The sequence below is a fragment of the Streptomyces bikiniensis genome (assembly GCF_000716625.1).
GTDB lineage: Bacteria > Actinomycetota > Actinomycetes > Streptomycetales > Streptomycetaceae > Streptomyces > Streptomyces bikiniensis.
On record NZ_JNXJ01000001.1, the window covers coordinates 158,568 to 173,879 of the forward strand.

Sequence of the window (15,312 nt, forward strand, 5' to 3'; positions counted from 1 at the left end):
CGGCGAGCCGTCGGCCGAGAAGAATTGTTTCCGCGTGACCTCACCCAGCATTCCCTTTTTCTCCCAGGCGAAGACGTTCGAAAAGATCTGGCCGGACCTCCGGGCCGGGGTGGACGAGATTTTCGCCGACGGCAAGTTCTCGCATTCCCGCCGGGTCGGCCGCCTCGAAGAGGCCCTGGCGGAGTACACCGGGGCCCGGCACGTGATCGGGGTCAACAGCGGCACCGACGCCCTGGTGCTGCTCCTGAAGGCGTGCGGGCTGCGCCCCGGGGACCGGGTCCTGGTCCCGGCGTACTCCTTCGTCGCCACCGCCACCTCCGTCGTCCTGGCCGGCGGGCGGCCCGTCTTCACCGACATCGACCCCGACACGTACGCCATGGACCCCGGCCGGATCGGGGACGCGGCGGCGGACGGCGCCCGGTTCGTGATGCCGGTCCACCTCTTCTGCCGCATGGCGGACATGGCGGCGCTCACCGCCCTCGCCGCCGACCGCGGCCTGACCCTCGTGGAGGACAGCGCCGAGGGCATCGGCATGCGGCAGCACGGCGTCCACGCCGGACTGCACGGACGCGGCGGAGTCCTCTCCTTCTTCCCCAGCAAGACCCTGGGCGCGCTCGGCGACGCCGGGGCCGTCCTCACCGACGACCCGGACCTCGCCGAGCGCGTGGCCGCGCTGCGGCACCACGGCCGGACGGGACGCACCCTCGCCCACTTCCCCGGCATCTCCCACGAGACCCGGTACGTCGGCCACAACAGCAAGATGGACGACCTCCAGGCCGCCGTCCTGCTCGCCAAGCTCACCGTCCTCGACGAGGACGTCCGCCACCGGGCGGTCCTCGCCCGGCGCTACGACGAAGGGCTGCGGGGGACGCCCGGCATCACCCGGCTGCCCGCCCTCACGGGCGCCCCCGACGAGGTCTTCTACGTCTACCTGATCGAGACCGAGCGGCGCGACGCGCTCGCCGCCCACCTCCAGGAGCGGGGCATCGGCACCGAGACGTACTACCCCCGGCCGCTGCACCTCCAGCCCTGCTTCGCCGGACTCGGCCACCGGCCCGGCGACTTCCCCGCCGCCGAGGCCGCCGCCGGCCGTGCCCTCGCCCTGCCGCTCTACGCCGACCTCACCGAGGCCGAGGTCGACCACGTCTGCGCGACCGTCCGCGCCTTCCACGCCGGGAGGGTCCCCGCATGACCACGACCAGCACGTACGAGGACCCGGCCGTCGGGGACGGCCCCGCGCCCGGCGGCCGCGTGCCCTTCTTCCCGCCCGACCTCTTCCACGAGGACCGCGACGCCCTCCTGCGGCTCCTGTACGAGATCGGCACCGGTGAGGACCAGAAGTTCATCCTGGGCGACCGCACCCGCCGCTTCGAGGAAGCCCTGCGCGACCGGCTCGGCGCCGCCGACGCGGTCGCCTGCTCCAGCGGCACCTCCGCCCTCCACCTCATCCTCACCGCCCTCGGCATCGGCCCCGGCGACGAGGTCGTGGTCCCCGCCCTCGGCTGCGCCCCGCTCGCCGCCGCCGTCCTGCACACCGGCGCCGTCCCGGTCTTCGGCGACGTCGACCCCCGCACCCTCACCCTCGACCCCGAGGACGCGCGGACCCGCATCACCCCCCGTACCAAGGCGCTGATGCCCGCCCACATGTTCTCCGTCATGGCCGACATGCCCCGCTTCACCGCCCTGGCCGCCGACGGGGGACTGCGCCTGGTCGAGGACTCCGCCGTCGCCCAGGGCGCCGTCCTCGACGGCACGCCCGCCGGACTGTGGGGGGACGCCGGGCTCTACTCCTTCGTGCAGGTCAAGTCGTTCGGCATGCCCGGCGAGGGCGGCGTCGTCGTCACCCGGGACGAGGAGGCCGGCCGCCGCGTCCGCATGCTCCGCAACCACGGCCAGGACGGCGTCCACCGGGGCCTGCACCACGTGATCGGCGTCAACAGCCGCTTCGACGAGATCCAGGCCGCCTTCCAGCTCCACCGGCTGCCCGGCCTCGACGCCCGCCTGGAGCGCCGGGCCCGGATCGCCGCCCACTACACCGAACGCCTCGCCGGCCTGCCCGGCCTCACCACCCCGCCGCCCGGCACCGACGGGCGCTGCTACTACGTCTACACCCTGCTCGCCGACGACCGGGACGCGCTGCGCGCCCACCTGGACGCCGAGGGCGTCGACACCCACGTCTACTACCCCGCGACCCTGCCCGACCAGGCCGCCTTCGCCCCCGTCGCCGCCTCCGTACGGACCGGGGCCGGAACCGGCGGCGCCGGAACCGACTGGCCGCACGCCCGGGACGCCGCCCGCCGGCAGCTCTCGCTCCCCGTCCACCACCGGCTCACCGACGCCCAGGTCGAACACGTCGCCGACACCGTCCGCGCCCACGCCCTGCGCGCCCGCGGGTGACCGCACGGCCCCTCCGGACGCCCCCTCCCCGTACCCCCACGGCCCACGCCGCCCCCAGCCCCTCACGGAGTACCCCCGCATGACCCCTGACCTCGACGTCGCCGTCGTCGGTGCCGGACTCGCCGGTCTCGCCGCCGCCCACGAACTGCGCCGCAGCGGCCACGAGGTGTGCGTCCTCGAAGCCGCCGACGCCCCCGGCGGCCGGATGCGCAGCCTCCGCCGCGACGGCTACCTGATGGACACCGGAGCCGAGCAGATCTCCGCCCGGGGCTACCGCGCCACCTGGCAGCTCGTCCGCCGGGCCGGGCTCACCCCCGACGACGTCCCCCGCATCGGCCGCCCCATGGCCGTCTGGCGCGGCGGACGGCCGCACAACGGCGTCGGCGAACTCCGCGCCGTCCTCACCGGCGCCGGACTCGTCCCCGCCGCCCGCCCCTCCCTGGCCCGCTTCCTCGCCCGGAGCGGCCGGAACCGCGCCGCCCTCGACCACGACCACCCCGAGGACACCCCGCTCGGCGCCGACACCGTCGCCGCCCTCGCGCGCCGCCACCACCCCGACCTCCACGACCACCTGCTCCAGCCGCTCTCCGGCGCCTTCTTCGGCTGGGACGCCGAACGCAGCGCCGCCGCGCCCCTGGTCGGCCTGCTGCTCGCGGTCGGCCCGGTCTCCGCCTGGCGCACCTACCGCGGCGGCATGGACCTCCTCGCCACCCGCCTCGCCGCCGGCCTCGACACCCGCTACGGCCGTCGCGTCGAGGAGGTCACCGACCGCGGCGACCACGTCCGGCTCACCGTCGACGGCGCCGCCCTCACCGCCCGCGCGGTCGTCCTCGCCGTGCCCGCCCCCGTCGCGCTGCGGCTCACCGACGGCGCCGACCCCGACGCCACCGGCTACCCGGCCGCCTCCACGTACCGGCCCATGTACAAGGTCAGCTGCGCCCTCGACCGGCCGCTCGCCCCGCGCGGCGGCGCCTACGCGCTGCTCACCCCGGAGTGCGAGGAACCGGTCCTGTCCTGCCTCGTCGCCGACCACCTCAAGTGCCCCGACCGCGCCCCCGCCGGACGCGGCCTGATCAGCCTGCTCGCCTCCCCGCGCCGCATCCCCGAACTGGTCGAAGCGGGCGAGGAGGAGGCCGCCCGCCGGCTCACCGCCGCCGCCGAACGCTACGTCCCCGGACTCGGCGCGTCCCTCACCGCCACCCACGTCCACCACTGGCCGCAGGCCATGCCCGAACTCACCCCCCGGGCCCTCGCCCTGCGCGGCGCGTTCCTGCGCCGCCCGGCCCGCGCCGTCGAGTACGCCGGGGACTGGGTCGCCGCCCGCCCCTCCAGCGAGGGCGCCGCCCGCTCGGGCGCGCTCGCCGCCGCCCGCGTCCTCGCCCGCCTCGCCCCGCGCCGGGGCCGCACCCTCCGGCAGGAGACCGCCGCATGACCCCCCACGACCCGGGCGTCCTCTTCGACGACCTCGCCGACGCCGGCGCGCCCACCCGCTTCCACCTCGACCGTCCCTTCGACCTCGCCCCCGGGCCGGCCGGGGCCGCCGCCACCGAGTGGACCGTCCCCGAACTCGCCCTGCTCGTCCGGGAGACGGCGGGCGCGCTCGCCGCCGCCGGGGCCGGACCCGGCGAACGCGTCGCGATCGTCAAGGCCAACCACTGGGACTACGACCTGATCGCCTGCGCCGCCGTCCGCACCGGCGCCGTCCCCGTCAAGCTCTCCGACCACCTCCCGCCCGCCGCCCTGCGCGTCCTCCTGGACCGCTGCGCGCCCCGCGTCCTGGTCACCGACCTCGACGTCCTCGGCCGCGACCCGTCGGCGGACCTCGCCGGTACGGCCCGTACGACCGTCGTCCTCGGCCCCGGCGGCGGCGAACTCCCGCCCGGCACCGTGCACATCGACGACCTGGCCGGCCACCCCGACCCCGGCCCGCACCCCCGCGACGACGACGCGCCCCTGGTCGTCGTCCACACCAGCGGCACCACCGGCGTGCCCAAACTGGTCGCGCACACCACCCGCACCCTGGTCCACCACCTCGCCCGGTTCGAGACCCTGCCGGTGCCGCGCATCGGCCTGCGCCGCGACGACACCCTCTTCAACGCCAGCTCCTACGCCCACGGCCGCACCATCTGCTGGACCGCCGTCGCCCCCGTCCGCGCGCCCCGCCACATCACCCTCGACTCCACCGGCCGCCCCGAGACGGCCGACCTGCTGCTGCGCGCCCACCCGCCCACCGTCGTAGAGGCCCTCCCGGCCCGCTACGTACGCCTCCGCCCGCTGACCCGGCGCCTGGACAACCCCTTCCGGGACGTACGGACGTACATCAGCACCTACGACGCCGTGCACCCGCCGGTCGTCCGCTCCTACCTCCAGGCCAGTTCACGGCGCGGCCCGGTGTGGATGCAGGGCTGGGGCCAGAGCGAGACCGGCCCGCTGACCTTCGCCTTCCACACCCGCCGCTCCGTGGCGCGGGCCGCCGACGGCACCCCGACCACCGTGCGCGACCTCGGTCGGCCCGTCCCCCTGAAGACCCGGCTGAAGGCCGTCGACCCCGACACCTTCCGGCCGGTGCCCCCGGGCACCCCCGGCCTGCTCCTGTGCCGCACCCGGGCGCTCGCCCCCGACTACCCGGGCGAGCGGGAGCGCTGGGAGGCCAAGGTCCACGACGGCTGGTGGAACACCGGGGACGTCGGGGCCGTCGCCCGCGACGGCAGCGTCCGGCTGCTCGACCGGGAGGTCGACCACCTCCCCGGGTTCAGCTGCCTGCGGACCGAGGACGTCCTGGAGGACCGGCTGCCCGAGGCCCTGGAGTGCGTCGTCCTCGCCCGGCCCGACGCGGCCCCGCTGCCCGTCGTGGTCACGGAGGACGGCGACCTCGAACCGGCCCGCTGGAAGGCGGCCGTGGCGGACCTGCCGCCGCTCGCCGACCCCGTCGTGCTCGGCTGGGACGAGGTCCCGCGCACCGGCACCGGGAAGGTGCGGCGCGTGCCCCTCCTCGAACGGCTGACGGGCAGCACGGAGACCTGCGGAACGGGGCGCTGGACGTGAACCCGGCCCCCACCACCCCCCTCGGCTACGTCTTCGACAACGACAGCCCGCACAGCGCCCGCCACCACGCCTGCCTCGAAGAGGCGCTCGACCCGCTGACGCTCGGCCACCTCCGGGAGGCGGGCACGGCCCCCGGCATGCGCTGCCTGGAGATCGGCGCCGGCGCGGGCAGCGTCGCCCGGGCCCTGCTCCGCCTCGTCTCGCCCGGCGGCACCGTCACCGCCACCGACATCAAGCCGGGCCGGATCGCGCCGGAGCCGGGACTGACCGTGCTCGCCCACGACGTGGTCGACGACCCGCTGCCCGGGAGCGGTTACGACGTCATCGTGGCCCGTCTGGTCCTCCAGCACCTGCCCGAACGGCAGGAGGTCCTGCGGCGCCTTGCCGACGCGCTCGCGCCCGGTGGGCTCCTCCAGGTGGACGAGTTCGACGCCGGGCACGAGCCGTGCCTGCTCGCGCCCTCCCCGGACGACGCCCGGCTCTACGAGCGCTTCACCGGGGCCAGGACGGCCCTGATGCGCGCCTCCGGCGGCGACCCCACCTGGGGCCGCCGGGCGGCGACGGCGGTCCGCGACGCGGGCCTGACCGGCATCCGGATCCGGCCCCACGTGCTGCTGCGCGCCCCGGGCACACCGGCGGTCGGCCTCCAGCTCCACCACCTCGCCCAGCTCACGCCCCGGCTCCTCGACGGCGGCTTCACGCGCGCCGAACTCGACCGGCTCCACGCCCTGATGCACGACCCGGGGTTCGCGGCCGCGACCGGCGTCCTCTACTCCGTACAGGGCCGCCGCCCGATCCGGCCGGGGCACCCACCAGCACACCGCACCACGGACAGCACCGAGGCGACATGACCGACTCCACGCTCACGACGACCACCGCGCCCGCCGGACCGCCCGCGCCCCCCGCCCGTACGGACGGCAGGCTCAGGACCTACGCGCGGCTCGGCAAGCTCGACGTGTACGACTACTACCTGGGCACCTTCATCGCCCTGTCCGCCGTCGTGCCGCTCGCCGGCGCGCTCACCGGACGCACGGCCGCGCTCTTCGGCGTCTTCCTCGTCGGGCAGGTCCTCCTCCTGATGGCGATGACCGCCTTCGACGACGTCACGGGCTTCCGCGACGGCAGCGACATCACCAACTACGGCCCCGACCACCCCCTGCGCAACGTGCGGCGCAAGCCGCTGGTGGCCGGGACGCTGACCGTCCCCGAGGCCCTGCGGTTCGCCTGGACCTGCGCCGTCCTCGCCGCCGCCCTGTTCGCGGTCACCGCGCTCCTCGCGCCGCACCGCCCGGCCTGGACCGCGATCGGGCTCGTCGTCCTGTGGGCGGTGACCCTCCAGTACTCCTACGGCGTCAAGCTCAGCTACCACGGCTTCCAGGAGGTCTACCTGGTCGCCCTGGGCTTCGCGCTGGTCGTCCTGCCGTACGGCATGGTCACCGGCCGGGCCACCGGCTTCCTCCTGGTGCAGGCCGTCCTCTTCGGCTTCGGACCGCTGATGTTCGGCGTCTACTCCAACACCAACGACGTCGACGGCGACCGGGCCGTGGGCCGCCCGACCGTCGCCGCCCTGGTCTCGGAGCGGGGCAACGCCCGGTTCATCGGCGCGCTGTCCCTGGCCGAGTTCCTGACGATCGCGGGGGCGAGCGCGACGGGGATCGCCCCCCGGTGGTTCGTCCTCCTGATGCTGCCGGCCTCGCTGCTGCGCCTCCGCCAGTACCTGCTCGGCTTCCGGAGCGGCGACATCATGCGGGCCCGCCGCACCGGCTTCGCCGTGCACCGGCTCGGCGTGGTCCTGATGTGCGTGGCGAACCCGCTGGCGGCGGCCCTGGCGTGACGCGTCCGGCGCCCTACTCCCCGTACCCGGCGAGGAAGGGGCGTACGAACTCCGCCCCCCGGTCCCGCAGCAGCTCGTGCAGGGCGGCGAAGACCTCCGCCGAGCGGCGGCCCGGCCAGTCGTCGGGCAGCAGCTCCGCCGGGAGGACCGGGTCGGCGTACGGGAGGCGGCGCCAGGAGTCGAGGGCGAGCAGGTAGTCCCGGTAGGCGTCCCCGGGGTCGCCCGGGTCCTCCCGCCGGGCCCGCAGGACCGGCTCGTGGGCCGTCAGGAACTCCTCGTGGAGGGCGGCGATGGCGGGCAGGTCCCACCAGCGGGCCGCCGCCTCCGCCGTCGCCGCGTACCCCAGGTGGTCGCCCCGGAAGAGGTCCACGTACGGGGAGAGCTCCAGGCGCTCCAGGGTGTTGCGCGTCTCCTCGTACAGGCGTGCGGGCGCGATCCAGACGCCCGGCGCCGCCGTCCCGAAGCCGAGGCGGGTGAGCCGGGAGCGCAGCAGGTGCCGCTTGTGCCGCTCGGCCTCGGGCACCGAGAAGACGGCCAGGACCCAGCCCTCGGACAGCTTCGGCTCGCTCCGGGCGTAGATCCGGCGGTCGCCGTCGTCCAGGAGCCGCCGGGCGCTCTCCGAGAGGGCGTACCCGGCGGCCCCGTCCGCCGTGCGGCGCGGCAGCAGCAGGCCGCGCCGCTTGAGCCGCGACACCGAGGAGCGCACCGAGGGCGCGTCCACGCCGACGGCGGCGAGCAGCCGGACGAGCGCGGCCACCGGCATCGGAGAGCCGTCGGACGTGCGCCCGTACGCGCCGTAGAGGGAGACGATCAGGGATCGGGGAGTGTGCTGCTCGGCCACGTGATCACTTTAGGCGGTGGGTACGGGGGATGTGCACACGTCAGGCGGGGTCGCGCGGGGCGCGGACGCGGGAGCGGGCACGAGTACGGGTACGGGTAAGGGCGTTGGCGCGGGTACGGGCGCGGCCACCGCCGGGTGCCGGCTCACACCGCCTTCCGCAGCCGGAAGCGCTGGAGCTTGCCCGTCGCCGTGCGCGGCAGCGCGTCCAGGAAGACGATCTCGCGGGGCGACTTGTACGGGGCGAGGCGGGCGCGCACGAAGGCGCGCAGCGCGGCGGCCGTGCTCGCGTCGCGCGGCACCCCGTCCCGTACCACCGCGTACGCGACGACCACCTGGCCGCGCAGTTCGTCCGGGCGGCCCACCACGGCCGTCTCCACCACGTCGGGGTGGCCGAGGAGGACCTCCTCGACCTGGGGCCCGGCGATGTTGTACCCGGCGGAGATGATCATGTCGTCGGCCCGGGAGACGTAGCGGAACCAGCCGTCGGGTTCGCGGACGTACGTGTCGCCCGTGACGTTCCAGCCGTCCCGCACGTACTCGGTCTGGCGGGGGTCGTCCAGATAGCGGCAGCCGACCGGGCCGCGCACCGCGAGCAGCCCCTCCCGGCCGTCCGGGACCTCCCGGCCCTCCCGGTCGACCACCTTGGCGCGCCAGCCGGGGACGGGGCGGCCGGTGGTGCCGGGGCGGATGTCGCCGTCGGCGGCCGACAGGAAGATGTGGAGGAGTTCGGTCGCGCCGATGCCGTTGATCAGGCGCAGGCCCGTGCGGGCGTACCAGGACCGCCAGGTCGCCTCGGGCAGGTCCTCCCCGGCGGAGACGCAGCGGCGCAGCGAGCCGGTGTCCGGGGCGGTGCCCCGGGTCAGCTCGTCCAGCATGACCCGGTAGGCGGTCGGGGCGGTGAAGAGGACCGAGATCCGGTGCCGCTCGATCGCGGCGAGGAGCTGCTTCGGACCGGCCTGTTCGAGGAGGACCGCGCTCGCCCCGGCCCGCAGGGGGAAGACGAGGAGCCCGCCGAGGCCGAAGGTGAAGGCGAGCGGCGGCGAACCGGCGAAGACGTCGTCGGGCAGCGGGCGCAGGACGTGCGCGGAGAAGGTGTCGGCGACGGCCAGGACGTCCCGGTGGAAGTGGACGCAGCCCTTGGGCCGTCCGGTGGTGCCGGAGGTGAAGGCGATGAGGGCCACGTCGTCGGCGGCGGTCGGCACGGCCTCGTACGGGCCGGGGCGGCGGGCGGCGAGGGCGAGCAGGTCGTCCGGGCCGTCTCCGCCGAACGGGGTGATCCGGAGCCCGGGGATCCGGGCGGCGAGGAGTTCGTCCAGGGAGCGGGCGTCGCAGAGCGCGTGGGTGCAGCGGGCCGCGTCCGCCATGACGGCCAGCTCGGGGGCGCGCTGCTGGGCCAGAACGGTGACGGCGACCCCGCCGGCCTTCATCACGGCGAGCCAGCAGGCGGCCAGCCGGGGGGTGGTGGGCCCCCGGAGCATGACCCGGTTGCCGGGCACGACCCCCAGATCGGCGGTGAGGACGTGGGCCGTCCGGTCGACCAGGTCCCGCAGCTCCCCGTAGCTCCAGACCTCGCCCTCGCCGTCGTGGAAGGCGGGCCGGTCGGCACCGAACCGCTCCACCGTGCGGTCGAGGAGTTCCGCCCCGCAGTTCAGCCGGTCGGGGTACGCGGGCCCGGGAAGGCCGTCGAGGAGGATCCGCGGCCACGACTCCGGCGGCGGCAGCCGGTCGCGGGCGAAGGTGTCCAGATGCGCCGAGGGCGTCAGCTCCATGGGCCCGTCCCCCTGTCGTGATGGGGTCGCCCGCCGCTCCACGGGCGTATCGTGATGGTGACGACAGTCAACAGTTCGCGATAACTGGGGTAGAGGCCGGGGCCGCCGGGGCCGCCGGGGCGGAGGCTCCGGGAGGCGCCGGGACGGAGGCGCCGGGGCGCACCCCGGTCGAGGCGCCACCGCGCGCCGGTACGCCCGCGCCTGCAGGCGGCGGCACGGAGGCGCCGGGAGGTGGCGCTGTGACGGAGGCGCCGGAAGGCGGCACCGATACGAGGGCGCCGGGAGGTGGCGCTGTGACGGAGGCGCCCGGAGGCGGCGTCACCACGAGGGCGCCAGAGGGCGCCGGAGAGGGCCCGCATGCCCGCATTCTCGCTCGATCCGGAACGGACCACCTGGTGTGCGGAGCTCCGTGCGCCCCGGATCCACGAGGGGGCCACCGAGGTCCGGCGCACGATCGTCGCGAAGGACCCGTACGCCCGCCACCACGAGGAAGCCCGTCATCATGAGGAGCAGGGACACGCTTCCCCCCGGAAGGAGCCGGCCCCATGAGCCTGCACCGCCACAGCCCCGCCGACCTCGCCCCGCCCACCGGCTTCAGCCACGCCGTCACCGCCACCGGCACCCGCTTCGTCCTCCTCGCCGGGCAGACCGCGCTGGACTCCGACGGCACGGTCGTGGGGGAGACCCTCACCGAGCAGTTCACCACCGCCCTCGCCGACCTCCTCGCCGCCCTCCGCCACACCGGCGGCACCCCCGCGGACCTCGCCCGGGTCACGGTCCACGCCACCGACGTCGAGGACTACCGCGCCCACGCCCACGAACCGGGCGGCATCCGGCGGCGGCCGGCGGGCCGTGACCACCCCGCGACGGCCGTGATCGGAGTCGTACGCCTCCGGGACGAACAGGCCCTGGTGGAGCTGGACGGCTGCGCCGTCCTGGACGAACCCGCGCACGCCTGACCGGCCGGTTGATCGACTGGTCGCCCTCCGGGGCCGGGCTTAGTGTCGAAAGGGTGGGCCGACCGGCTCACGACCCCCTCCCGTGAGGGCGTGCGCGCCGTGAACACCCATGCCTAGCTCCCCGAAGTCGACGACTCCCGCGGCGACGGCCCCCCGCCGGGGCGGCGGGGACGGCAAGGGCATCGCCCTGTTCGTGATCGCCTCCTGCCAGCTGATGGTCGTCCTCGACATCACGATCGTGAACATCGCGCTCCCGCACATCCAGAGCGCCCTCGACTTCTCGACCACCAGCCTGGCCTGGGTCGTCAACGCCTACACGCTCACCTTCGGAGGCCTCCTGCTCCTCGGCGGCCGTTTCGGCGACATCCTGGGCCGCCGCCGCGTCTTCATGTTCGGCGTCCTGCTCTTCGGACTGGCCTCGCTCTTCTGCGGGTTGGCCCAGAGCGAATGGCAACTCCTGGCCGCCCGCGCCCTCCAGGGTGTCGGCGGCGCCATCGCCTCGCCGACCTCGCTCTCCCTCATCACCACGACCTTCGAAGAGGGCCCCGAACGCAACCGCGCCTTCGGCGTGTTCGCCGGCGTCTCGGCCGGCGGCGGCGCGATCGGCCTGGTGGCGGGCGGGATGCTCGTCCAGTGGCTCGACTGGCGCTGGATCTTCTTCGTCAACGTGCCCATCGCCCTCCTCATCGCCTTCCTGACGCCCCGCCACGTCAAGGAGTCGGCACGGCGCCCCGGCCACTTCGACCTCACCGGCGCGCTCACCTCGACGCTCGGCATGGTGGCGCTCGTGTACGGGTTCATCCGGGCCGCGCAGGAGGGCTGGCGCGATCCGTACACGATCGGCTCGTTCGTCGCGGCGGTCGTCTTCCTTGCCGCGTTCATCCTGGTCGAACGCCGCTCCCAGCAGCCGATCACCCCGCTGCGCATGTTCGCCGACCGCAACCGCTCGGGCACCTACGCCATCATGCTGTGCCTGGCGGCGGCGATCTTCGGGATGTTCTTCTTCCTCACCCTCTTCGTGCAGCAGGTCCTCGGCTTCACCCCGCTGCGGGCGGGCCTCTCCTTCCTGCCGGTCAGCGCGATCATCGCGGTCGGCGCCGGGCTGACGTCCAACCTGCTGCCCCGGTACGGCCCGAAGCCCTTCATGGTGACGGGCTCGGTCCTGGCGGCGGCGGGCCTCTCCTGGCTGACCCTGACGGACGTGCGCTCCACCTACCTGGGGAGCATCCTCGGCCCGATCCTGGTCTTCGGCCTGGGCATGGGCCTGATGTTCGTCTCGCTGACCATCATGGCCCTCTCGAACGTCGAACCGCGTGACTCGGGCGCCGCGTCCGGCCTGCTCAACGCGATGCAGCAGGTCGGCGGTTCGCTGGGCCTGTCGATCCTGGTCACGGTCTTCGGCACGGCCAGCCGCAACGAGGCGGAGAAGCAGGTCCCCGCCTTCCTCTCCCAGGCGGGCCCCCTGGAGAAGGCCCGCTTCGCCGAGACCGGCCAGCTCCCGCCGCCCTGGAGCGACCAGGTGCTGACCTCCGGCGTCTCGGCGGGCTTCGTCACGGCGGCGATCTTCGCCGTGGTGGGCGCCCTGGTCGCCCTCTTCGTCATCAAGGTCCGCCCGTCGGACATCGAGCGCCTCAAGGGCGGCAGGGGCATGATGCCGGGCTAGGACCTGTCCGGCGGATCAGGGGCGGGGCCGGCGTCACACCTCGGGGCGGGTGGCCGTCAGGACGAGGACGGCCTGGTCGTCGTCGATGCCGTGGTCGCCGGTGAAGGCCCGTACGGCCCGGGTGAGGGTCTCGATGACGCGGTGGGGACCGGTCCGGGGCGGGACGTCCGCCAGGGCCGCGACGAGGCGGTCCTCGCCGAACTGTTCGCCGTCGGCGTCGCGGGCCTCGGTGATGCCGTCGGTGTAGAGCAGGAGGCTCTCGCCCGGCCGCAGGAGGAGGCGGTGCGCGGCGAGCTGGGTTTCGGGCCCGATGCCCAGCAGGGCGCCGGGTACGTCGACGGTGCGGACGGTTCCCCGGGCGTCCAGGTGCAGGGGCATGGTGTGGCCGGCGCGGACGAGCTCGACGTCCAGACCCTGCTCGGTGGGGGTGAGGATGCCGTGGACGAGGGTGACGAAGCCGGTGCCGTGTCCGGCGGGCCGGTTGACCAGGGCCTGGTTGACCGCCGCGACGACGGCCTCGGGGCCGGGCAGGAGGGGGGCCACGGCGCGGGCGGTGTGACGGACCAGGGCGGTGGTGGTGGCGGCGATGGCGCCGCGCCCGCAGACGTCACCGAGCAGGAACGCCCACCGGCCTCCCTCCAGGGGGAAGACGTCGTAGAAGTCGCCGCCGATGTCGAGTCCCTCGCCGGCGGGGTGGTAGTAGGTGGCCACCTCGGCGCCGGGCACCCGGGGCAGGTCGGGCAGGAGGAGCCCGGCCTGCAGGTCGCGGGCGAGGGCGGCGCGGTGGGTGTACTGACGGGCGTTGCGCGCGGCCAGGGCGGCGCGCCGGGTGAGTTCCTCGGCCAGGGCGACGGTGTGTCCGTCGAAGGCGTGCTCGCCGGTGGACAGCAGGGTCACGGCGCCGAACGCCGTGCCCCGGTCGAGGAGGGGGAGGCACACGTAACCGGTGACGCCCAGCTCGTGCCAGGGACCGGGCCCGGAGGGGGTGCGGCGGGCCACTTCGGTCACGCCGGAGGCCAGGACGCGGGCGACGGCGTCGTCGTCGGCGTCGTAGACGGGGATGTGCGAGGCGAGGAGGTCCTGCTGGTGCCGGGTGGGGGCGGCGGTGGCGACGCGGTGCACCCGGCCGCCCTCGACCACGTCGACCGCGCCCAGTGGGGCCAGTCGCGGCACGCAGGCCGTGGCCAGGCGGTTCAGCGTCTGGAGGGCGTCCAGGTCGGAGGAGAGCGCGGTGCTCGCGTTCAGGAGGAAGGCCAGGTCGTCGCGGGCGGCCTGTTCGCGGACCTCCGCCGCCCGGCGCGCCTGCTCGGCCCGGTGGCGCTCGATGGCCAGGGCGGCGGTGTCGGCGAAGACCCGGGCGAGCGCGAGGTCGGCCTCCCGCGGGCTCCGCGGGGTGCGGTGGTACATCGCGAAGGTGCCCAGGAGCGAGCCGTCGCGGGCCAGGATCGGGGTGGACCAGCAGGCGGCCACGCCGGCCTTGTCGGCCAGGTCGCGGAAGTCGTCCCAGAAGGGGTCGGTCGCGATGTCGGTGACGATCACCGGACGGCGACGGTGCGCGGCGGTGCCGCAGGAGCCCACGCCCTCGCCCGTGGCGATGCCGTCGATGGCCTGGTTGTAGAAGTCGGGCAGGCTGGGGGCCGCGCCGTGGCGCAGGTGGCCCCCGTCGGCGTCGGCGAGCAGGACCGACACCAGCACCTCTTCGGGAGCGAGCTCCTCGATGGCGCGGGCCATGCCCTCCAGGACCTCGGGCAGGGGGGCCTGGCGGGCGATCTGTTCGAGGAGCGCCCGGTGTTCGGCCGTCAACCGCTGCGCTTGCTGCACCTGGGTGGTCTCCACCCCGATCACCCGTACGCCCATGACGTTGCCGCCGCCGTCCAGGCGGGGCTCGTAGGTGAAGTCGAAGAACGCCTCGCGCGCCTCCTTCCCCTCCCCCAGGACCACCCGGGCGTTACGGCCGACGTGGGATCTGCCCGTGCGGTAGACCCGGTCGAGCAGACCGATGAACCCCTGGGCGACCAGTTCGGGCATGAGCTGTCCCAGCGGCACTCCGGTGCGGGTGCGCCCGGGTCCGCCGATCGCCGCGAAGAAGGCGGGATTGGCGGCCTCCAGCATGTGCGCCGGCCCGGCCAGGGAGGCGAACACGGCCATCGACTGGCCGAACAGGGCCCGCAGGTCGCCCTCCGTGCCGCTGCCGGCGGTGCGTGCCGCCGGCACCTGGGCGGACCGGGGCGTCCGCCGTCCTGACGCGCCCGTCATCCGGCGTTTTCCCCGCTCGGCCGCACCGGTTCGTCGGCGCCCGCGGCGAGCGCGCCGTGGTCGGCCGCGTGCGCGGCCAGGGCCTCGTCGGCGTCGGCGTACAGGGAGAAGATCTGGTTGAGGCCCGTCAGGGTGAACAGGCGGTCCAGGAAGGCGGGCACCGCCGCCAGGCGCAGGACCCGGCTCTGCCCGGAGAGCTGGTTGTACAGCTTCAGCAGGGCGGTGATGCCGGTGGAGTCGCAGTACGTGAGGTGGGAGCAGTCGATCACCACCGCACCCGTGTCCCCCTGCGCGCCCAGCTCCTTGTCACCGGCCTCGTACAACTGCACCGCGCTGTGGAAGTCGAGGTCCCCGCGCAGCACGAATACCACTCCTCGCGTGTCCCGTCTGACGTCTACCGCGAACACCCTCAGTTCCCTCCGCTGCGGTTCCCGGTGGGAACCCGTGGTAAAGATCAGTGAAATACTACTTTCATCCGGATATGACCGGAATCCTGTTCCCCGGCCTCGTCACCGTCCGGGCCGAACCGAACTCCTGCCCCCTCGTCG

The 15,312-nt window shown here is 75.0% G+C and carries 12 protein-coding genes; 8 read left to right on the forward strand and 4 right to left on the reverse strand.

All coding sequences use genetic code 11. The features are described 5' to 3' along the window. Window positions 1-34: 34 nt before the first annotated feature. The 6 genes from OO47_RS00670 (at window position 35) to OO47_RS00695 (ending at window position 7,276) form a co-directional block, all read left to right on the forward strand. Window positions 35-1,192 carry a DegT/DnrJ/EryC1/StrS family aminotransferase gene (locus OO47_RS00670; protein ID WP_033207533.1) on the forward strand — a complete coding sequence of 386 codons (1,158 nt, stop codon included), beginning with the start codon at window positions 35-37 and terminating at the stop codon, window positions 1,190-1,192. Then, window positions 1,189-2,397, forward strand: a complete 1,209-nt coding sequence (locus tag OO47_RS00675; protein WP_078489411.1) for a DegT/DnrJ/EryC1/StrS family aminotransferase — start codon at window positions 1,189-1,191, stop codon at window positions 2,395-2,397. The genes OO47_RS00670 and OO47_RS00675 overlap by 4 nt, the downstream gene beginning before the upstream one ends. 79 nt (window positions 2,398-2,476) lie before the next feature. Beyond that, on the forward strand, window positions 2,477-3,829 hold the full coding sequence (locus OO47_RS00680) for a protoporphyrinogen/coproporphyrinogen oxidase (protein WP_033207535.1): 1,353 nt from the start codon (window positions 2,477-2,479) through the stop codon (window positions 3,827-3,829). Then, window positions 3,826-5,442, forward strand: a complete 1,617-nt coding sequence (locus OO47_RS00685; protein ID WP_030211485.1) for a class I adenylate-forming enzyme family protein — start codon at window positions 3,826-3,828, stop codon at window positions 5,440-5,442. The genes OO47_RS00680 and OO47_RS00685 overlap by 4 nt, the downstream gene beginning before the upstream one ends. Then, complete coding sequence (locus OO47_RS00690) at window positions 5,439-6,293, forward strand: class I SAM-dependent methyltransferase (protein ID WP_051715773.1); 855 nt, start codon at window positions 5,439-5,441, stop codon at window positions 6,291-6,293. The genes OO47_RS00685 and OO47_RS00690 overlap by 4 nt, the downstream gene beginning before the upstream one ends. Continuing rightward, the gene (locus tag OO47_RS00695; RefSeq protein WP_030211487.1) at window positions 6,290-7,276 is read left to right on the forward strand and encodes a UbiA family prenyltransferase; all 987 of its coding nucleotides are present in this window, start codon (window positions 6,290-6,292) and stop codon (window positions 7,274-7,276) included. The genes OO47_RS00690 and OO47_RS00695 overlap by 4 nt, the downstream gene beginning before the upstream one ends. A 13-nt stretch (window positions 7,277-7,289) precedes the next feature. On the opposite strand, the gene OO47_RS00700 is transcribed toward OO47_RS00695, so the two are convergent. Together OO47_RS00700 and OO47_RS00705 are read right to left on the reverse strand one after the other, a co-directional pair. Beyond that, a complete protein-coding gene (locus tag OO47_RS00700) occupies window positions 7,290-8,117 on the reverse strand; it encodes a PaaX family transcriptional regulator (RefSeq protein WP_030211488.1) in 828 nt (275 codons plus the stop codon). Between the two features lie 143 nt (window positions 8,118-8,260). After that, complete coding sequence (locus OO47_RS00705) at window positions 8,261-9,886, reverse strand: AMP-binding protein (protein ID WP_030211489.1); 1,626 nt, start codon at window positions 9,884-9,886, stop codon at window positions 8,261-8,263. A 545-nt stretch (window positions 9,887-10,431) separates the two neighbouring features. Here OO47_RS00705 and OO47_RS00715 point away from each other — a divergent pair. Further along, window positions 10,432-10,845: a RidA family protein gene (locus OO47_RS00715; RefSeq protein ID WP_030211491.1), complete on the forward strand. Its 414-nt coding sequence runs from the start codon at window positions 10,432-10,434 to the stop codon at window positions 10,843-10,845. A 109-nt stretch (window positions 10,846-10,954) separates the two neighbouring features. Beyond that, window positions 10,955-12,508, forward strand: coding sequence for an MFS transporter (locus tag OO47_RS00720; protein WP_030211492.1), 1,554 nt, complete (start codon window positions 10,955-10,957; stop codon window positions 12,506-12,508). 33 nt (window positions 12,509-12,541) lie between these two features. Here the strand turns inward: OO47_RS00720 and OO47_RS00725 are convergent, their stop codons facing one another. Together OO47_RS00725 and OO47_RS00730 are read right to left on the reverse strand one after the other, a co-directional pair. Continuing rightward, complete coding sequence (locus OO47_RS00725; protein WP_078489412.1) at window positions 12,542-14,764, reverse strand: SpoIIE family protein phosphatase; 2,223 nt, start codon at window positions 14,762-14,764, stop codon at window positions 12,542-12,544. After that, entirely contained in the window at window positions 14,761-15,171 is a 411-nt protein-coding gene (locus tag OO47_RS00730) for an STAS domain-containing protein (RefSeq protein WP_267883668.1), read from the reverse strand. The genes OO47_RS00725 and OO47_RS00730 overlap by 4 nt, the downstream gene beginning before the upstream one ends. Window positions 15,172-15,312: the final 141 nt, after the last annotated feature.